This window comes from Citrobacter sp. RHBSTW-00859 (assembly GCF_013729795.1).
In the GTDB taxonomy this organism is placed as follows: Bacteria; Pseudomonadota; Gammaproteobacteria; order Enterobacterales; family Enterobacteriaceae; genus Citrobacter; species Citrobacter braakii.
Map to the genome: position 1 here is coordinate 2,589,018 of NZ_CP056284.1, position 18,389 is coordinate 2,607,406.

General features: G+C 51.3%; 19 protein-coding genes. 12 read left to right on the forward strand and 7 right to left on the reverse strand.

Annotated elements, in window-relative coordinates:
* Window positions 1–203: 203 nt before the first annotated feature.
* Window positions 204–353 (forward strand): YnfU family zinc-binding protein, encoded by a 150-nt coding sequence (locus HV302_RS28590; RefSeq protein ID WP_367397983.1) that lies wholly within the window; start codon window positions 204–206, stop codon window positions 351–353.
* 166 nt (window positions 354–519) lie between these two features.
* Here the strand turns inward: HV302_RS28590 and dcp are convergent, their stop codons facing one another.
* Entirely contained in the window at window positions 520–2,565 is a 2,046-nt protein-coding gene (gene dcp / locus HV302_RS12950) for a peptidyl-dipeptidase Dcp (RefSeq protein ID WP_181625914.1), read from the reverse strand.
* 137 nt (window positions 2,566–2,702) lie between these two features.
* Here dcp and ydfG point away from each other — a divergent pair, with 137 nt between their 5' ends.
* The 3 genes from ydfG to ydfZ all read left to right on the forward strand — a co-directional run bounded on the left by ydfG (window position 2,703) and on the right by ydfZ (window position 4,615).
* Window positions 2,703–3,449 carry a bifunctional NADP-dependent 3-hydroxy acid dehydrogenase/3-hydroxypropionate dehydrogenase YdfG gene (gene ydfG, locus HV302_RS12955; protein ID WP_016153061.1) on the forward strand — a complete coding sequence of 249 codons (747 nt, stop codon included), beginning with the start codon at window positions 2,703–2,705 and terminating at the stop codon, window positions 3,447–3,449.
* 86 nt (window positions 3,450–3,535) lie between these two features.
* Entirely contained in the window at window positions 3,536–4,222 is a 687-nt protein-coding gene (locus HV302_RS12960) for a GntR family transcriptional regulator (RefSeq protein WP_016153060.1), read from the forward strand.
* Between the two features lie 189 nt (window positions 4,223–4,411).
* Complete coding sequence (ydfZ, locus tag HV302_RS12965) at window positions 4,412–4,615, forward strand: putative selenium delivery protein YdfZ (protein ID WP_003032393.1); 204 nt, start codon at window positions 4,412–4,414, stop codon at window positions 4,613–4,615.
* 74 nt (window positions 4,616–4,689) lie between these two features.
* Here ydfZ and HV302_RS12970 read toward each other — a convergent pair whose 3' ends face one another.
* The 4 genes from HV302_RS12970 to HV302_RS12985 form a co-directional block, all read right to left on the reverse strand.
* Window positions 4,690–6,156 carry a mannitol dehydrogenase family protein gene (locus tag HV302_RS12970; RefSeq protein ID WP_181625915.1) on the reverse strand — a complete coding sequence of 489 codons (1,467 nt, stop codon included), beginning with the start codon at window positions 6,154–6,156 and terminating at the stop codon, window positions 4,690–4,692.
* 159 nt (window positions 6,157–6,315) lie between these two features.
* Window positions 6,316–7,650, reverse strand: a complete 1,335-nt coding sequence (locus HV302_RS12975; RefSeq protein WP_049041486.1) for an MFS transporter — start codon at window positions 7,648–7,650, stop codon at window positions 6,316–6,318.
* A gap of 60 nt (window positions 7,651–7,710) precedes the next feature.
* Window positions 7,711–8,925, reverse strand: a complete 1,215-nt coding sequence (gene rspA / locus HV302_RS12980; RefSeq protein ID WP_016153056.1) for a starvation-sensing protein RspA — start codon at window positions 8,923–8,925, stop codon at window positions 7,711–7,713.
* 107 nt (window positions 8,926–9,032) lie between these two features.
* Window positions 9,033–9,359: a YnfA family protein gene (locus HV302_RS12985; RefSeq protein WP_016153055.1), complete on the reverse strand. Its 327-nt coding sequence runs from the start codon at window positions 9,357–9,359 to the stop codon at window positions 9,033–9,035.
* A gap of 153 nt (window positions 9,360–9,512) precedes the next feature.
* Here HV302_RS12985 and HV302_RS12990 point away from each other — a divergent pair, with 153 nt between their 5' ends.
* Both HV302_RS12990 and speG read left to right on the forward strand, forming a co-directional pair.
* Window positions 9,513–9,854: a DUF1283 family protein gene (locus HV302_RS12990; protein WP_016153054.1), complete on the forward strand. Its 342-nt coding sequence runs from the start codon at window positions 9,513–9,515 to the stop codon at window positions 9,852–9,854.
* Between the two features lie 35 nt (window positions 9,855–9,889).
* The gene (gene speG / locus HV302_RS12995) at window positions 9,890–10,450 is read left to right on the forward strand and encodes a spermidine N1-acetyltransferase (RefSeq protein ID WP_006684613.1); all 561 of its coding nucleotides are present in this window, start codon (window positions 9,890–9,892) and stop codon (window positions 10,448–10,450) included.
* A 7-nt stretch (window positions 10,451–10,457) separates the two neighbouring features.
* Here the strand turns inward: speG and HV302_RS13000 are convergent, their stop codons facing one another.
* Complete coding sequence (locus HV302_RS13000; RefSeq protein WP_181625916.1) at window positions 10,458–11,168, reverse strand: YnfC family lipoprotein; 711 nt, start codon at window positions 11,166–11,168, stop codon at window positions 10,458–10,460.
* Between the two features lie 102 nt (window positions 11,169–11,270).
* On the opposite strand from HV302_RS13000, the gene HV302_RS13005 reads away from it, so the two are divergent.
* The 6 genes from HV302_RS13005 to clcB all read left to right on the forward strand — a co-directional run bounded on the left by HV302_RS13005 (window position 11,271) and on the right by clcB (window position 17,716).
* Window positions 11,271–11,579, forward strand: coding sequence for a DUF1161 domain-containing protein (locus tag HV302_RS13005; RefSeq protein WP_085951053.1), 309 nt, complete (start codon window positions 11,271–11,273; stop codon window positions 11,577–11,579).
* Between the two features lie 148 nt (window positions 11,580–11,727).
* On the forward strand, window positions 11,728–14,166 hold the full coding sequence (ynfE, locus tag HV302_RS13010; RefSeq protein ID WP_181625917.1) for a selenate/tellurate reductase subunit YnfE: 2,439 nt from the start codon (window positions 11,728–11,730) through the stop codon (window positions 14,164–14,166).
* 10 nt (window positions 14,167–14,176) lie between these two features.
* Window positions 14,177–14,794: a DMSO/selenate family reductase complex B subunit gene (locus tag HV302_RS13015; RefSeq protein WP_047358406.1), complete on the forward strand. Its 618-nt coding sequence runs from the start codon at window positions 14,177–14,179 to the stop codon at window positions 14,792–14,794.
* A 1-nt stretch (window position 14,795) separates the two neighbouring features.
* Window positions 14,796–15,650: a dimethyl sulfoxide reductase anchor subunit family protein gene (locus HV302_RS13020; protein ID WP_181625918.1), complete on the forward strand. Its 855-nt coding sequence runs from the start codon at window positions 14,796–14,798 to the stop codon at window positions 15,648–15,650.
* A gap of 42 nt (window positions 15,651–15,692) precedes the next feature.
* Window positions 15,693–16,307: a Tat proofreading chaperone DmsD gene (dmsD, locus tag HV302_RS13025; protein ID WP_016153048.1), complete on the forward strand. Its 615-nt coding sequence runs from the start codon at window positions 15,693–15,695 to the stop codon at window positions 16,305–16,307.
* Between the two features lie 119 nt (window positions 16,308–16,426).
* On the forward strand, window positions 16,427–17,716 hold the full coding sequence (clcB, locus tag HV302_RS13030; RefSeq protein WP_181625919.1) for a voltage-gated ClC-type chloride channel ClcB: 1,290 nt from the start codon (window positions 16,427–16,429) through the stop codon (window positions 17,714–17,716).
* Here the strand turns inward: clcB and bioD are convergent.
* Window positions 17,672–18,367, reverse strand: a complete 696-nt coding sequence (bioD, locus tag HV302_RS13035; RefSeq protein ID WP_016153046.1) for a dethiobiotin synthase — start codon at window positions 18,365–18,367, stop codon at window positions 17,672–17,674. The two genes, clcB and bioD, sit on opposite strands and share 45 nt — an antisense overlap.
* Between the last annotated feature and the right edge of the window lie 22 nt (window positions 18,368–18,389).

Sequence of the window (18,389 nt, forward strand, 5' to 3'; positions counted from 1 at the left end):
CTATCATCGACAACCCCAATGAACGTTAAACGAAACGTAACTACTTTCTATAAGACATGTTGGCCGCTCATAAGATTCTTGCAACCCGTACAGTAATCCATGTTATCGCAATGGTTATAAAATGAGCTATTTATTGCTTCATAGTGTATGGTAAGCACCCCATCACAAGGACAATCAATATGTCGATACTCAAAGATATTAAGATGCGTACTTTACGACCAGTGAAAAGTACCTGTCCTCACTGCTGCCGCCAGTCAATGCACAGCCTGTCGAGAATAAAAAACAACATAACGTTAGTCTGCCCCAACTGCGGCAATACCTACCTTCCTTCCCAAAGCAAACCAGTCAAGTAACGTAAGAACAGGAAAACAATGCCGACCTTTCACCAGCAGCACTCCCTACCCGAGCGTCTCTATGAGATGCAAGGCATCAATACCCAACAACGATTCATTTTGCTGAAGAAAAAATCCAGCTAACAACCGGGCACCACGCCCGGTTTAATTTTCTGGCTGACCTGTCTTAAGCGCTCAAACCACGATGTTCCAGCATGGGTTCCATGCGCGGTTCACGCCCGCTCCACTGGCGATAAAGTTCAGTTAAATCAGTGCTGTTTCCGCGGGACAAAATTGCTTCGCGGAATTTCTGTCCGTTTTCACGGGTTAATCCGCCCTGCTCTACGAACCACTGATAGCCATCATCGGCCAGCATTTGCGTCCACAGATAGGCATAATAACCTGCGGCATAACCGCCACCGAAGATATGGGCAAAATAACTGCTGCGATAACGCGGCGGCACGGCCTTGAGATCCAAACATTCCGCCGCCAGCGCCTGCTGTTCAAATTGATCGACCGGATGAGATGACTCGCTCAACTCCAGAGAGTGCCAGCGCATATCCAGCAATGCAGCGCTGAGCAGTTCGGTCATGTCGTAACCTTTGTTAAACAGACTGGCCTGCTGCATTTTATCCCGCAATGCCTGCGGCATTTGCTCCCCGGTATCAACATGTCGGGCAAAACGGGCAAAGACCTGAGGATGGCTCGCCCAGTGTTCGTTGATCTGTGAAGGAAACTCGACAAAATCACGCGGAGTGTTGGTCCCAGAAAGCGTGGCATAACGCTGAGTGGCGAACAGACCGTGCAATGTATGTCCAAATTCATGAAATAGCGTAATAACATCATCCCACAGCAGCAATGCAGGCTGATCCTGCGCAGGTTTTTGATAATTACAGACGTTGTAAATAACCGGTCTGGTTTCGTTAAGCAGCGATTGCTCAACAAAATTGCCCATCCAGGCTCCGCCGCTTTTTGATTCCCGGGCAAAGAAATCACCGTAAAATAGCGCCAACCCTACGCCATCATGATCGAATATTTCCCATACCCGAACATCCGGGTGATAAATCGGAATGTCGAATCGTTCAACGAATTTGATGCCAAAGAGTTGATTGGCCGTCCAGAAAACGCCCTCGTTCAGCACCGAATCCAGGGCAAAGTAAGGTTTGAGCTGTGCCTCATCAAGGTCATATTTCTCACGACGGACCTGCTCGGCATAAAACGACCAGTCCCAGGCCTCGGCGCTAAACGACTCGTGTTCTTGAAAGATAACGTTCTGGATTTCAGCCTGCTCATCCAACGCCCGCGCCCGCGCGGCTGGAACAATAGATCGCATAAATGTCAGTGCCGCTTCCGGCGTTTTTGCCATCTGGTCGGCAATTTTCCAGGCTGCGTAATTGGCAAAACCAAGCAGTTGCGCCTGCTGCATCCGGATTGCTACCAGTCGCTGAATAATAGCTCGCGTGTCGTTGCCATCATCATTTTCAGCCCGCGTCCATGCGCGGGTGAACAGTTTTTCGCGGGTCTGACGATCGCGTAAAACCGCAAGCGCCGGTTGCTGTGTTGTGTTTAATAGCGGGATAACCCAACACGCTTCAAGCCCTTTCGTCCTTGCAGCTTCGGCGGCAACGGCAATTTCTTCTGTGCTCAGCCCCTCCAGATGCCGGATATCATCCACCACCATAGCACCAGACGTGTTTGCTGCCAGCAACCGTTGATTGAACTGGCTGGTCAGCGTGGCTGACTCCGTATTGAGCGCTTTAAGTTTAGCTTTATCGGTCTCGTTCAGACGGGCGCCGGCCAGTACAAAACGCTGATACACAACATCCAGCAGACGTATTGATTCGCTATCCAGACTTAGCGTACCACGCCGTTGCCAGACAGCTTCGACACGCGCGAAAAGCACGCCATTGAGATAAATATCATTGGCAAGACTCGCCAGCTCTGCGGAAAACTCTTCGTCAAGGCGCTGTAGTTCATCGTTGGTGTGCGCCGCCGTCATCGCGAAGAAAACGCTGGTCACGCGCGTGAGCAGCCCCCCGCTTTGTTCAAGCGCCAGCAACGTATTAGCAAAATCAGGAACCTGTGAGTTTTGCACAATAGCGTCGATCTCGGCGCGTTTTTGCCGCACGCCTTCATCAAACGCTGGACGATAATGCTGCACGTCGATCTGATCAAACTGCGGCGCCTGATACGGCAATGTGCTGTGGTGTAAAAATGGATTCGTTAACGACATCTTTCACTCCTGAAAACGATTTGTTTACCAGAGTAGACTTCCCGGGAATCGACCGCAATCGCGTTAAGCAGGAATAGCTCTGAACGGAAATGACGTGCTATGGTAGTACTACATAAAAAGCGTTGAGGAACAGTGAGATGATCGTTTTAGTAACCGGAGCAACCGCAGGTTTTGGTGAGTGCATTACGCGTCGTTTTATTGAGAATGGGCATAAAGTTATTGCCACCGGACGCCGCCAGGAGCGCCTGCAGGAACTCAAAGATGAGCTGGGTGACCGCCTCTATACCGCGCAACTGGACGTACGTAATCGTGCATCAATTGAAGAGATGCTGAACGCCTTACCCGCTGAATGGCGCGATATTGATGTTCTGGTCAACAACGCGGGTCTGGCGCTGGGCCTTGAGCCAGCCCACAAGGCCAGCGTTGAAGACTGGGAAAATATGATCGACACCAACAACAAAGGCCTGGTTTATATGACCCGTGCCGTTCTGCCAGGCATGGTTGAGCGCAACCGCGGTCATATTATCAATATCGGTTCTACCGCGGGCAGTTGGCCATACGCTGGTGGGAACGTCTACGGTGCGACCAAAGCGTTTGTTCGCCAGTTTAGCCTGAATTTACGTACTGACTTACACGGCACTGCGATTCGCGTTACCGACATTGAACCGGGTCTGGTTGGCGGTACGGAATTCTCTAACGTACGTTTTAAAGGCGATGACGCTAAAGCTGAAAAAGCCTACGAAAATACCACTGCGCTGACCCCGCAAGATGTTACAGAAGCGGTATGGTGGGTGGCGTCCTTACCCGCTCATGTCAACATTAACACCCTTGAAATGATGCCTGTCACACAGTCTTTTGCCGGACTGAGTATTCATCGGAGCTAATTTCTCTGCCCGGCCTTGCGCCGGGTATAGATAGCCTGAAATAAGTGATAAGATCTCCGGGTTAACTCTCTAAAAAGTAAGAATGAATGACCGTAGAAACGCAGCTCAACCCTACACAACCGGTAAATCAACAGATTTACCGTATTCTTCGTCGTGATATCGTGCACTGTCTGATTGCACCCGGTACGCCGCTGTCGGAGAAAGAGGTTTCCGTACGCTTTAATGTGTCACGCCAGCCGGTACGAGAAGCATTCATCAAACTGGCAGAGAACGGTCTGATTCAGATCCGCCCGCAGCGTGGCAGCTACGTAAACAAAATTTCGCTGTCGCAGGTGCAAAACGGCTGTTTTGTTCGCCAGGCAATTGAATGTGCCGTGGTCCGCCGCGCCGCATCACTGATCACCGATAAACAGTGCTATCAGCTCGAACAAAATCTGCATCAGCAGCGCATCGCGATTGATCGAAAACAAATCAATGATTTCTTCCAGCTAGATGACGAATTTCATCAGAAACTGGCTTTAATCGCCGAGTGCCAGCTCGCCTGGGACACCGTTGAGAATATTAAGGCCACGATTGACCGCGTTCGCTATATGAGCCTGGATCATATCTCTCCGCCTGAAATGCTGCTGCGTCAGCATCACGATATTTTTACCGCACTTGAGAAACATGATGGCGATGCCGTTGAGCGCGCAATGATGCTGCATCTCCAGGAAATTGGTGAGTCCGTTCAGCTAATCCGTCAGGAAAATAGCGACTGGTTCAGCGAAGATTAATATTACGCTCACCTCACACCGAGGTGAGTTTCTCCTGCGTTTCCCCTCTCCCGCACATCTGCATAAAAAAAGCTGTGATTTTGATCGAAAACAAAAAAAATCATTAGCGAGAAGCGTATTTATATTGCGCCCGTTACGTGGGACTAGAGCCCACGGGCTTTGACGGTAAGTTGGAAAGGAGAAAACACCATGAAAACATACGATCGTAACCGTAACGCAATCACCACTGGCAGCCGCGTCATGATTAGCGACACCGGACTTACAGGCCGCATTACAGCGATAGATACCGATGGCCTGACCGCTGAGCAAATTCGCCGCGGGAAAACAGTGGAAATCGAAGGGTGTGAAGGTAAATATGCCCCCCTCGAACTGATTCGTTTGGGCATGAACTAATTGGTGTGAATGCCAAAAAACAATGCGCCATCTGGCCTGTTTATAGCCAGATGGCGACTTAAATGATGTTCTCGTTACTTCAGTTTTGCAGCATACTTCGCAACGGTTGCTTTCGCCCCTTCAGCCAGTAAAGCAAGATAGGCTTGTGTGACCTGGTTCTTGAACAATTCTACCTGCGGCAGTTCACGACCAAAAATAGCATCGATCGCCAGCAGCGCCTGGACACGATCTTCGCCCTCGTTACTGCTATGCACCGCTTTCTGGATCACCGGTAACAGCGGATCGCTGATTTCAATCGCCTGGCCCTGATCATCCACACCGCCGACGTAACGCATCCAGCCAGCCACGCCCAGCGCCAGCAGTTCAAAGTGGCTACCGTGCACAATGTGCCAGCGAACGGAGTCCAGCATACGCTGCGGCAGTTTTTGACTGCCGTCCATCGCGATCTGCCAGGTGCGATGACGCAGTGCCGGGTTGCTGTAGCGCTCAATTAACAGATCGGCATAGTGCGGAAGATCCACACCTTTCACTTTTAACGTGGGCGCTTGTTCCTGCAACATCAGCGCGCGCGCGGCGAGGCGATAATTTTCATCACCCATGCAATCGTTAATATGCTGATATCCCGCCAGATACCCCAAATAAGCAAGGAAAGAGTGGCTACCGTTGAGCATACGCAGTTTCATCTCTTCAAACGGAATGACATCAGCAACCAGCTCCGCTCCCGCCTTCTCCCATTCAGGGCGGCCAGCGACAAAGTTATCTTCTATAACCCACTGACGGAACGGTTCACATGCCACGCCTGCCGGGTCGCGTACGCCGGTAATGTGTTCAATTTTGTCCAGCGTATCCTGGGTAACTGCAGGGACAATGCGGTCAACCATTGTCGACGGGAATGTGACATGTTGTTCGATCCACGCAGCCAGTTCCGCATCCACCGCCCGGGCATACGCGGTGACAACATTGCGCATCACATGACCGTTTTCCGGCATGTTGTCGCAGGACATCACGGTAAAAGCGGGTAACCCCGCAGCTTTGCGGCGTGCAAGCGCCTCAACCACAACGCCTGGCGCAGTTTTTGGCTGTTTTGGATTTTGTAGATCGGCGGCAATCATCGGGTTGTCTAACATCAATTGACCGGTCGCCGGAGAATGGCAATACCCTTTCTCGGTAATGGTCAGGGAAACAATCGCAACCTGCGGTTCACTCATCGCAGCCAGTACGCTTTCCAGACCATCAACCTGCGCATGCAGCGCATTTTTCACCACGCCCACGACTCTTGCAGTCCAAGCATCTGCAGACATTTCTGCAACGGTATACAGGTTATCTTGCTGTTTCAGATCGGCAATCTGCTGCTCGCCGCCAATCAGGTTCACTTCGCAATAGCCCCAGTCACTGCCGTGATCCGCAGCGAGAATGTCAGCGTAAACCCCCTGATGTGCGCGGTGAAATGCGCCAAACCCCAGATGAACAATACGCGGGACCAGTTTCGTACGATCGTAGTCGGGAAGTGCAGCCTTTGCCGTTAAGAGCTTGTTTTGCATGGTATGACCTACTTATCAATGAAATCAGGATTGATTCAGAGTAACGCCTGTATGGTTGTATGTTTTGATTTGCATTAAGCTTTTAATGATTGGTATGACATCACTTAAAGCTGTGTACCATAAAAGGTAAATTTGGCGGCATATTGCCGCCAAAGGATATTAATGTTTCTGCCACTGCTGGTATTCACGTTTAAGCCTTTGCGGTGCAGTTTCCGGCATCATCAGCAAACCAATAACTGAGATGACGCCAAGTACAATCACATAGGTTGCGAGTCCATAATAATGTCCACCAGTTACTTGCAGAATTTTTACTGCTACTAAACCAAGAATCCCACTACCAATTAGCGATCCCAACTGCCAAATTAATGCTATTCCGCTACAGCGAATATGAGTCGGGAAAAGCTCTGGGAAATAAGATGCCTGAGGTGCATAACACATACTATGCCCAACGCTCAGTACCAGGATCATTACTATTTGCGTAAGCCAAAAGCTATCCTGATTGATTGCAAGGAAGAAAGGAATAATCATAACAACCTGGAGCAATGCGCCGATAATATAAACTGGTTTACGCCCAATTTTATCGCATAGCGAGCCCATCATCGGTATTGCAATTATTTCTATAATCACCGCAACGATCATTGTCTCCATCAAGATATTTGCATCGAGATTGTTTGCCTTACCGTATGCAAGGACAATCACTGTAAACATTGCAAATGTGCAAGCCTCAATCAGCTTCGCACATACTCCCTTAACGACAATTCCCGGAAAATCACGGATAACTTCAACTAATGGACGTGATTCTTCTGCTTTTGTCTCCCTAATCTGAGCAAAGACTGGTGATTCATCAATTTTTAAGCGGATAAATAACCCAACAATAACCAGCAACAGACTTAACAGGAACGGTATACGCCACCCGTAATCCATCATTGCCTCTGGAGAAAGTGTGGCATTTAACAACGCAAAGAGTGCTAACGGCAGAAGAAAACCAACTGGGGCACCGATTTGAACCCAACTCGAAAAAAATCCACGATGTTTGGGCTCAGAATATTCAGCAGTCATCAATACTGCACCGGCTTGTTCTCCTCCAACACCAAAGCCCTGTAATACACGAATAAATATAAGTAAAGCTGGAGCCCATACACCTATTTTTTCATATGTAGGTAACAACCCAATACAGAATGTCCCTAAGCCAACGATTAATATAGTAATAACCAGTGCTTTTTTGCGCCCGACCTTATCGCCAATATGCCCAAAGACAATTCCTCCTAATGGTCTAGCCAGGAAACCAACGGCATAGGTTGCAAAAGCAGCCAGCGTACTAATTAACGGATCGTCACTTGGGAAAAATAAATGACCAAAAAAGAGTACGGCTGCTGTCCCATATGCAAAGAAGTCATAGTATTCGGCAGCAGTACCAATTGCGGAGGCTGAAGCCACTCTGCGAATAATGGGTTTATTATCTACGTTATTTTTAATATCGACTGAACTAACCATAAGTTTTACCTTCTGTAGGGTATTGAGTTAATCAACATCTTTCGTACGTAAAATTTATATTTACCAGTTCCACAACGTGCCATCTTCCAGACGAGCAACAGGCAGATATGCAGGGTCATACGGATATTTCGCCGCCAGCTTTTCGTCAAACTCGATCCCAAGACCTGGTTTGTCTCCAGGATGCATATAGCCGTTATCAAAGGTCCAGTTGTGCGGGAACACTTCCAACATTTGCTCGGAATACCCCATATATTCCTGTACGCCGAAGTTCGGCACCCACAGATCAAAGTGCAACGCAGCGGCCATGCATACTGGGGACAGATCGGAAGGTCCATGCGAACCGGTACGTACCTGATACAGCGACGCGAAATCGGCAATTCGACGCATGCCAGTGATACCGCCCGCATGGGTGATGGTGGTGCGGATATAGTCGATCAATTGCTCTTCGATAAGCTGTTTGCAGTCCCAGATGCTGTTGAAAACTTCCCCTACCGCAATCGGCGTGACCGTATGCTGGCGGATCAGGCGGAAGCATTCCTGGTTTTCAGCCGGGGTTGGGTCTTCCATCCAGAACAGACGGTATTGCTCGATGCTTTTGCCGAAACGGGCCGCTTCAATTGGCGTCAGACGGTGGTGCATATCGTGCAGAAGATGTTCGTTGAAACCAAACTTGTCGCGCACGGCTTCAAACAGTGTTGGTGTGAAATCGAGGTACTTCTCCGTTGACCATAACTGCTCTTCTGGCCACTGCCCTTTGGTAGCGGGTTCGTAGGCCAGTCCTTTGCCTTTAGACATACCGTAAGTGGTTTTCATACCCGGCACGCCGCACTGCACGCGAATTGCTTTAAAGCCCATCTCTTTATGGCGCGCATAATCTTCGAGTACATCATCAACGGTATGGCCTGTGGTGTGACAGTAAACCATAACGCCTTCACGAGATGCACCGCCGAGCAGCTGGTACAACGGCATATTCGCCGCTTTCGCTTTGATGTCCCACAATGCCATATCCACCGCGGAAATCGCCGACATGGTGACCGGACCACGACGCCAGTACGCGCCTTTGTAGAAAAACTGCCAGATATCCTCAATTCGGTGCGCATCGCGACCAATCAGTTGCGGACAAACATGATCTTTCAGATAGGACGCTACGGATAACTCGCGTCCGTTTAAAGTGGCATCTCCCAGCCCAGTGATCCCATCGTCTGTGGTAATTTTCAACGTGACAAAATTACGCCCCGGACAGGTGACAAACACTTCAGCCCCAACAATCTTCATTTCTTATTCCTTGCATTTGTTCTTGTGATGCAGGAAATTTACCCAACTGAGCTACTACCATACAAGTATGAAGATCAAAAAAACGCTGATTGATCACAAAAAAGGCGCTATGCGCGCCCCCATCCCGCCACAATAATCAGCATGCCGCACAATGCCACCAGCGCGCCTGACCAGTCGTACAGGCTAAGTTTTACGCCGTCAACAATACGTAGCCAAAGCAACGCTGTCACCACGTAAACTCCACCATAGGCCGCGTACACACGCCCGCTTGCTGCCGGATGCAGCGTCAGTAACCAGACGAATAAGGCCAGTGACATCCCGGCGGGTATCAGCAGCCATGCCGTAGCCCCTCGCTTAAGCCAGAGCCAGGGTAAAAAGCAGCCAATGATTTCGCATAACGCGGTGATGAAAAAAAGGAATGTGGTCTTAAGCATTGATGTTATTCAGTTACCTTTGGTTTAACCATGATACGACAGAATGTCGTTAGCGTATCCATCTCCGCTGAGTGGGTATGCCCGCAAGCCAGAATAGTGTAGAATTTAGCCCTGTTTTATTGTTTTTTCCCTTTCCCATAAAAGGAATTCACCATGAATATTACACTGACCAAACGCCTGTGCCTGACGGCTATGCTGACGCTGGCTGCGGCTGTGTACACCTCTTCCGCATTTGCTGAAACCAGTAAACTGATCATTGAATCCGGGGACAGTGCGCAAAGTCGTCAACAGGCAGCAATGGAAAAGGAACAATGGAACGATACGCGTCAGTTACGCCAGAAGGTCAACAAGCGTGCAGAGAAAGAGTGGGACAAAACCGACGCAGCTTTCGATAGCCGTGATAAATGCGAACAGAGCGCTAATATTAATGCGTACTGGGAGCCCAACACCCTGCGCTGCCTCGACCGCCGCACTGGCCGCACCGTTGCCCCATAATGATTGCACTTTGAAAGATATTGAAAGGATACGATATGACTAGCGCGCTCAGTGTTAAGCTGCGCCCGCTGGAGCGTGAAGATTTACGATTTGTCCATCAGCTTGATAACAACGCCAGCGTAATGCGTTACTGGTTTGAAGAACCTTACGAAGCATTTGTTGAGCTGTCAGATCTGTATGACAAGCATATCCACGACCAAAGCGAACGTCGCTTTGTCGTGGAATGCGACGGTGAAAAAGCCGGACTGGTGGAGCTGGTTGAAATTAACCATGTGCACCGCCGGGCAGAATTCCAGATCATTATTTCGCCGGAATATCAGGGCAAAGGTTTGGCTTCCCGGGCTGCTAAGCTGGCGATGGATTACGGCTTTACCGTACTTAACTTATATAAGCTGTATCTGATCGTTGATAAAGAGAACGAAAAAGCCATCCACATCTACCGTAAACTCGGGTTTATGGTCGAAGGCGAACTGATTCATGAATTCTTTATCAACGGCCAATACCGCAACACAATCCGCATGTGTATCTTCCAGCAGCAGTATCTGGCAGAACATAAAACGTCAGGTCCTAACCTGCTGCAACCTACCGCTCAGTAAAGACTGACTAATAGTAATCGATGGTGTTTTCAATCGAGTAATGGTGTTTAACTGCCGGCTTCACGCTCTCGTCAACGATAACAAGCTGGCAGTTGACCGGATTAGCATAGTCATCATACTTGCACGTTTGTTTTACATTACCTAACGGATGATTATTGAGCAGACTTACCGCGGTGTAATCCAGCTTCTTCAACGGGTCAACCGACGGTTTGGCATCAACCTGCAAGGTATTGTCCTTATTGACGGTGGTTTTACCCAGCGGGTAGCCTTCCGCATCATAGCGATATTGCACCTTCATCTCTTTTCCCGTGGCGGAAACGACAAAACCGTTATCGTCGGTATCCCATACCACGCCCGCCGCAGGCAGTTCTGCTAACTGACATTTACCCTGTAAGCGGATCCGTTTTTCCAGCGTTTTGGCGTCCCGGTAATAGTTAGCATCCAGGACCAACGCCATGCCGGTATTGCTTTCAATATCATGCAATTCAAGCGTATCGAAGCACCCTTCCTGTGAGAGCGTACCGACAACGCGCTTGGTGACTACACCTTTGTCATTAAGCAGCGTCTGGCTGAAATCTTTTACTGGCCCGCGCAGCGGATCGAAATCAAATTCATTGGAAAAACTGGCCATTTCCGGCGTAAAGGAATCCAGGCCTTTGGCGTTATCACACCCGGCCAGCACGACGCACAGGAAACCTAATAAGATCTTTTTCTTCACATTTTTCACCGGGATAAGAAGATAATTCTCAATCATATTAGCAAATACAGTTATTTACACCAGAAATGCTAATCTTAGTCCAGGTCGATCATAAAGGAGCTGATGATGAAATACATAACAGGAATTGCCGCGCTCTTACTGGCCGTCGCGTCCCCGCAGGTTTTGGCGGCACCGGCGTCATGTGAACGTGTGAAAAGTGATATCGAACAGCGCATCATTAATAATGGCGTTGCTGAATCCAGCTTTACGCTGAACATTGTCCCCAACGATCAGGCCGATCAGCCTGATTCACTGGTCGTGGGACATTGTGCAAACGATACGCACAAAATTCTCTATACCCGAACCAACAGTGGCAACGCCCCTGCCAATAGCACCCCTGCCCAGGACGGGCACGTCGCCGAACCGCAATAAATCACGCCCTCCGTACGCGGAGGGTCACTCCAGTTTGATATGCATTAAGATGACATACCCATAAGTGGGTAAACTCAAACCATTATTAGCATGCTATTAATTTCGTTATAGGAATTAATATATAGCGATAACTATAATGGGGTGAGTAATGTCAAAAACTGAGCAATATGGAGGCATTAGCCGCAGGACGTTAGTGAAATCCTCGGCAATCGGTTCGCTGGCGCTTGCCGCGGGTGGGCTGTCGTTACCTTTCGGAATGCGCACTGCCGCCGCAGCGGTACAGCAGGCGATACAACCCGTTGAAGAAAAAGTGGTTTGGGGCGCTTGTTCCGTAAACTGCGGCAGCCGTTGTGCCCTGCAACTCCACGTTAAAGATAATGAAGTCGTATGGGTGGAGTCCGATACGACCGGGAACGATATTTATGGTCAACACCAGGTTCGCGCCTGTTTGCGTGGCCGCTCAATCCGTCGACGGATCAATCATCCGGATCGCCTGAATTACCCCATGAAGCGCGTAGGCAAACGTGGTGAAGGTAAATTTGAGCGTATAACCTGGCAGGAAGCACTGGACACCATCAGTGCCAGTTTGAAAAATACCGTGCACAAATACGGTAACGAGGCCGTGTATATCAACTACACATCTGGCATTGTAGGCGGCAACATTACTCGCTCCTCCCCTTATGCCTCGCTGGTCGCTCGCCTGATGAACTGCTATGGCGGATTCCTGAGTCATTACGGCACCTACAGTACCGCACAAATCGCGGCGGCAATGCCTTATACCTACGGTTCAAACGAAGGCAACAGCACCTCCGATATCGAAAACACGAAGCTGGTGGTGATGTTCGGCAATAATCCCGCCGAAACGCGTATGAGCGGAGGTGGAATAACTTACTTCCTGGAACAGGCCAGGGAGCGCTCTAATGCCCGGATGATCGTCATCGACCCGCGTTATACCGATACCGCAGCGGGTCGTGAAGATGAATGGATCCCTATTCGTCCAGGCACCGATGCTGCATTAGTAGCCGGAATCGCCTGGGTCCTGATTCACGAAGATCTCGTTGACCAGACGTTTCTGGATACATACTGCATTGGTTACGACGAGAAAACCCTGCCCGCCGACGCACCCGCTAATGGGCACTACAAAGCCTATATTTTGGGCAACGGTGATGACGGTATCGCTAAAACTCCCCAGTGGGCCTCACATGTTACCGGGATCCCAGCCGAGCGCATTATCAAACTGGCTCGGGAAATCGGCAGTACAAAACCCGCATATATTTGTCAGGGCTGGGGTCCGCAACGCCAGGCTAACGGCGGGCTGACCTCACGCGCAATCGCGATGCTGCCGATCCTGACTGGCAACGTTGGCATCAACGGCGGCAATAGCGGTGCACGAGAATCAACCTACACCATCACGATTGAGCGTATGCCGCTGCCAGAAAATCCCATTAAGACCCAGATATCCTGCTTTAGCTGGACCGACGCAATCGTCCGGGGCCCGGAAATGACCGCTACCCGCGATGGCGTACGTGGGAAAGATAAGCTCGACGTGCCGATTAAATTTATCTGGAACTACGCGGGCAACACCATCACCAATCAGCACTCAGATATCAATAAAACGCATGAGATCCTTCAGGACGACACGAAATGCGAAATGATTGTGGTCATTGAAAACTTCATGACCTCTTCGGCCAAATATGCCGATATTCTGCTGCCTGATTTAATGACCGTCGAACAGGAAGACATCATTCCTAACGATTATGCAGGCAACATGGGTTACCTCATTTTTATTCAACCCGCGACGTCGCCTAAGTTCGAGCGCAAACCGATCTACTGGATAATGAGTGAAGTCGCAAAACGTCTTGGCGATGATGTCTATCAACGGTTTACTGAAGGCCGAACACAGGAGCAGTGGCTTCAGTATCTGTATGCAAAAATGCTGGCTAAAGACCCCGCGCTCCCGACTTATGACGAGCTGAAAAAAATGGGGATCTATAAACGCAAAGATCCTAACGGACACTTTGTCGCCTATAGAAAATTCCGCGAGGATCCACAGGCCAACCCGCTCAAAACACCGTCTGGCAAGATTGAAATATACTCCAGCCGACTGGCGAAAATTGCCAGTACATGGGAACTGCAAAAGGACGAGGTAATCAGTCCGCTTCCCGTTTATGCTTCCACATTTGAAGGCTGGGATGACCCGAAACGCAGTTCATTCCCGCTGCAGATGTTTGGTTTCCACTACAAATCCCGCACCCACTCCAGCTACGGCAATATCGATGTTCTCCAGGCGTCCTGTCGTCAGGAAGTATGGATAAATCCCGTCGATGCCCAAAAACGGGGGATTGCAAATGGCGATATGGTGCGAGTCTTTAACGATCGCGGTGAACTGCGTATCCCGGCAAAAGTAACGCCACGAATTTTGCCCGGAGTAAGCGCAATGGGCCAGGGTGCATGGCACGATGCCGATATGGCTGGCGATAAGATTGACCATGGCGCCTGCGTCAATACGCTGACAACTCAGCGCCCGTCGCCGCTGGCAAAAGGCAACCCACAGCATACTAACCTGGTCGAGATCGAGAAGGCATAAGGACTAACCCATGACAACTCAGTATGGATTTTTTATTGATTCCAGCCGTTGCACGGGGTGTAAAACCTGCGAGCTGGCCTGCAAAGATTACAAGGATCTCACTCCCGACGTCAGTTTCCGGCGTATTTACGAATACGCTGGAGGCGACTGGCTGGAAGATAACGGCGTCTGGCAACAGAATGTCTTCGCCTATTACCTCTCCATTGCCTGTAACCACTGCGAAGATCCGGCCTGCACCAAGGTTTGCCCCAGCGGCGCTATGCATAAGCGTGAAGATGGTTTTGTGGTGGTGGATGAAGACGTATGCATAGGCTGTCGCTACTGCCACATGGCCTGCCCGTACGGCGCACCGCAGTACAATGCCGCCAAAGGTCATATGACCAAGTGCGATGGCTGTCATGACCGCGTGGCCGACGGCAAAAAGCCCATCTGCGTCGAGTCCTGTCCGCTGCGCGCGCTGGACTTTGGTCCAATTGATGAGCTGCGCAAAAAGCACGGTGAACTGGCGGCGGTCGCTCCGCTGCCAGGTGCGCACTTCACCAAACCGAGCATTGTGATCAAACCCAACGCCAATAGCCGCCCGACCGGGGATACCACGGGTTATCTGGCGAATCCGCAGGAGGTGTAACATGGGCAATGGATGGCATGAATGGCCGCTGGTCCTGTTTACGGTGCTGGGCCAGTGCGTGGCCGGGGCGCTGATAGTGAGTGGTTATGGCTGGCTGACCGCTAAAGACGAGGTGGCAAAACAACGTATCGTGCGCAGCATGTTTTTTCTGTGGCTGGTGATGGGCATCGCCTTTCTCGCCTCGGTAATGCACCTGGGTTCGCCACTGCGCGCCTTTAACTCGCTGAATAGAGTTGGCGCATCTGCGCTGAGTAACGAAATCGCCAGTGGTTCACTGTTTTTCGCCGTCGGTGGCCTGTGGTGGCTGGTGGCGTTTCTCGGTAAAATGCCCGCAGCGTTAGGTAAAATCTGGCTACTGGTGGGCATGCTGCTGGGGCTGGTATTTGTGCTGGCGATGACCAGCGTCTACCAGATAGACACTGTCCCGACCTGGTATAACGGCTACACTACGGTGGCATTTTTTATGACGATGTTGCTAAGCGGACCGCTGTTTGCCGCCCTGCTGCTGCGTGCTGCGGGTGTTTCCTCTGGCACCGCCAGATTCGCCTACATAAGCGTTTTGGCCCTACTGGTGATCGTGGCGGTTATTGTTCTGCAGGGACTGTCGCTCGGCGGGATCCACAGTTCGGTGCAATCCGCCAGCGCGCTGGTTCCCGACTACGGAAGCTTGCAGGTCTGGCGCATCATTCTGCTGGCCGCCGGTCTGGGCTGCTGGATATGCCCGCTGATCCGTCGTAAAGCACCATCCGTCGGCGGCCTGGCGCTGGGCTTAATGTTAGTCCTCGCCGGTGAAATCATTGGCCGCGGATTGTTTTACGGTTTACATATGACAGTCGGAATGGCTGTTGCAGGTTAACTTTCGGGTGCGGGGCAACCCGCACTGTTCAGGATTGTTTGCATGACCCATTTTTCGCAAGGTGACAACTTTTCTACCGCGGCGCGTGTACTCGGCGCACTGTTTTACTATGCGCCAGATAGCGCAGAAGCCTCTGCTTTAGTCAGCGCGTTAAGAGCCGATGGCTGGCAGGCGCAGTGGCCGCTCGATCAGGCAATGCTTTTCCCGCTGGCAGCACGGCTACAAGCCGAGGTCGATGAGCCTCTCCCGCAGGCCTGGCAACGCCTGTTTGTCGGTCCATATGCGCTACCCTCTCCGCCCTGGGGATCCGTCTGGCTGGATCGTGAAAACGTGTTGTTTGGCGACTCTACGCTGGCACTCCGTCAGTGGATGCGGGACAACGGCATCCAGTTTGCCATGCAGCAAAATGAGCCAGAAGATCACTTTGGTTCACTGCTGTTGCTGACGGCCTGGCTTGCTGAAAATGAACGCCACACCGAGTGCGAACAGCTGCTGGCCTGGCATCTGTTCCCATGGTCATCCCGCTTCCTTGATGTGTTTATCGAAAAAGCTGATCACCCGTTTTACCAGGCGCTGGGGGAGCTGGCCCGTCTGACGCTGGCGCAATGGCAGTCGCAGTTACTGATCCCGATAGCCGATAAGCCACTTTTTCGTTAGTTTCACCACAGGCAGGATGTGTCCTGCCTGTGTAGCATCCTGTTGCGCACGCTGAGCTTTTGCTTCTGTTGCCAAATAGCCGCAAAATAAAGCGTCTGAAATTTCCTGTCTGGCCACTCATGCATCATTTACATGCTTACCCTGACCTGCGCGCCATGTTCCGCCGCCTGCTGATTGCTGCGCTGATTGGTATCCTTGCTGCGTTGGCCGTCGCAGGATTTCGCCACGCCATGCTCCTTCTTGAATGGTTGTTCCTGAGCAATGACACAGGGAGTCTGGTCAACGCGGCAACAAACCTTTCCCCTGTAAGACGCATGCTGACACCTGCGTTAGGAGGGCTGGCGGCGGGTTTGCTGCTTTGGGGATGGCAAACGTTCAACCGGTTACGCCCGCAGGCTCCCACTGATTACATGGAAGCCTTGCAAACTAACGGACAATTTGACGTCAGTGCAAGCCTGGTGAAATCGCTGGCCTCGTTACTGGTCGTCGCCAGCGGGAGTGCCATCGGGCGCGAAGGTGCCATGATTTTACTGGCAGCGCTGGCAGCCTCCAGCTTTGCTCAACGCTTCACCCCGCGCACAGAATGGAAGTTATGGATTGCCTGCGGAGCCGCTGCGGGTATGGCCGGAGCGTATCATGCCCCACTGGCGGGCAGTCTATTTATTGCTGAAGTGTTGTTTGGCACCTTGATCCTCGCGTCACTGGGACCGGTGGTGGTATCCGCCGTCGTCGCCTTGCTCACCACCAATATGCTGAGCGACAGCAATGCGCTGCTGTATGCCGTGCACTTCACACGGGAACTGCATGCGCTGGAATACGTCATGATCATCAGCACCGGTCTGGCTGCCGGCGTTTGCGGACCGCTATTCATGTGGTTGATGACCGCCAGCCATAATGGGTTTTTGCGCTTAAAACTCTCGCCCCCGTGGCAACTGGCGCTTGGCGGGCTGATCGTTGGCCTGCTGTCATTGCTCACGCCTGCGGTCTGGGGTAACGGCTACAGCGTGGTGCAGTCATATTTACTCTCCCCACCGCTGCTGGCCGTGGTAAGCGGGATCTTCATCTGCAAATTACTGGCGGTGCTTGCCAGCAGTGGTTCCGGTGCGCCTGGCGGTGTGTTTACGCCAACGCTGTTTGTCGGTCTTTCGGTGGGTATGCTGCTGGGACGAGTGTGGGGATTATGGCTTCCGGGTCCGGATGAGATTGCCATTCTGCTGGGATTAACGGGGATGGCCACGCTGCTGGCAGCGACCACGCATGCGCCAATAATGTCGACACTGATGGTTTGTGAAATGACCGGGGAGTATCGTCTGCTCCCCGGATTGCTGATTGCCTGTGTGGTGGCGTCTGTGCTGTCGCGAACGTTACGCCAGGACTCTATCTACCGACAACACGCTGCCGAGCATTGACAGACGGATGTACTGAGACAGCTCGCGCTGCTCTGCGCGAGGCAGATAAGGCAGTTCACCGATCAGCGGTGCGGGTAATTTTTTGCCCAGCACATCAATGATTTCCGCATAATGCGCTAGCCCCGGATTGATTCGGTTCGCGACCCAGCCAATCAAAGGCAGTCCGTCGCTGGCAATCGCCTGTGCGGTGAGGATGGCATGATTAATACAACCTTCCTGGATACCCACCACCATCAGCACCGGCAGTTGTTCCTGCACCACCCATTCAGATAACGGACGCAGATCGTTCATCAAGCTCCGCCAGCCTCCGGTGCCTTCCACGACAACGTGATCCACTTTTTCGCTGAGGCTTGCGAGGCCGTTGGATAACAGGGTGTAATTGACCGGACCACTATGCGCTACGCTGCTTTCATCCTCACTCAACGCAATCGGGTTGACCGCCTCGTAGGGCAGTTCGATAGTGGACACGCTTTGCAGCACCAGCGCATCTTTGTTGCGCAGACCTTCAGGTGTCTCTTTGCTTCCTTTAGCCACGGGTTTGTAGCCCGCAACGCTTTTACCCCCTGACGCTAACGCTTGTAGTAATGCGCGGGAAACCACGGTCTTCCCAACAGAAGTGTCTGTACCTGTAATAAAGAAACGCTTCAGCATCACTAACTCCACCGTTATGCTT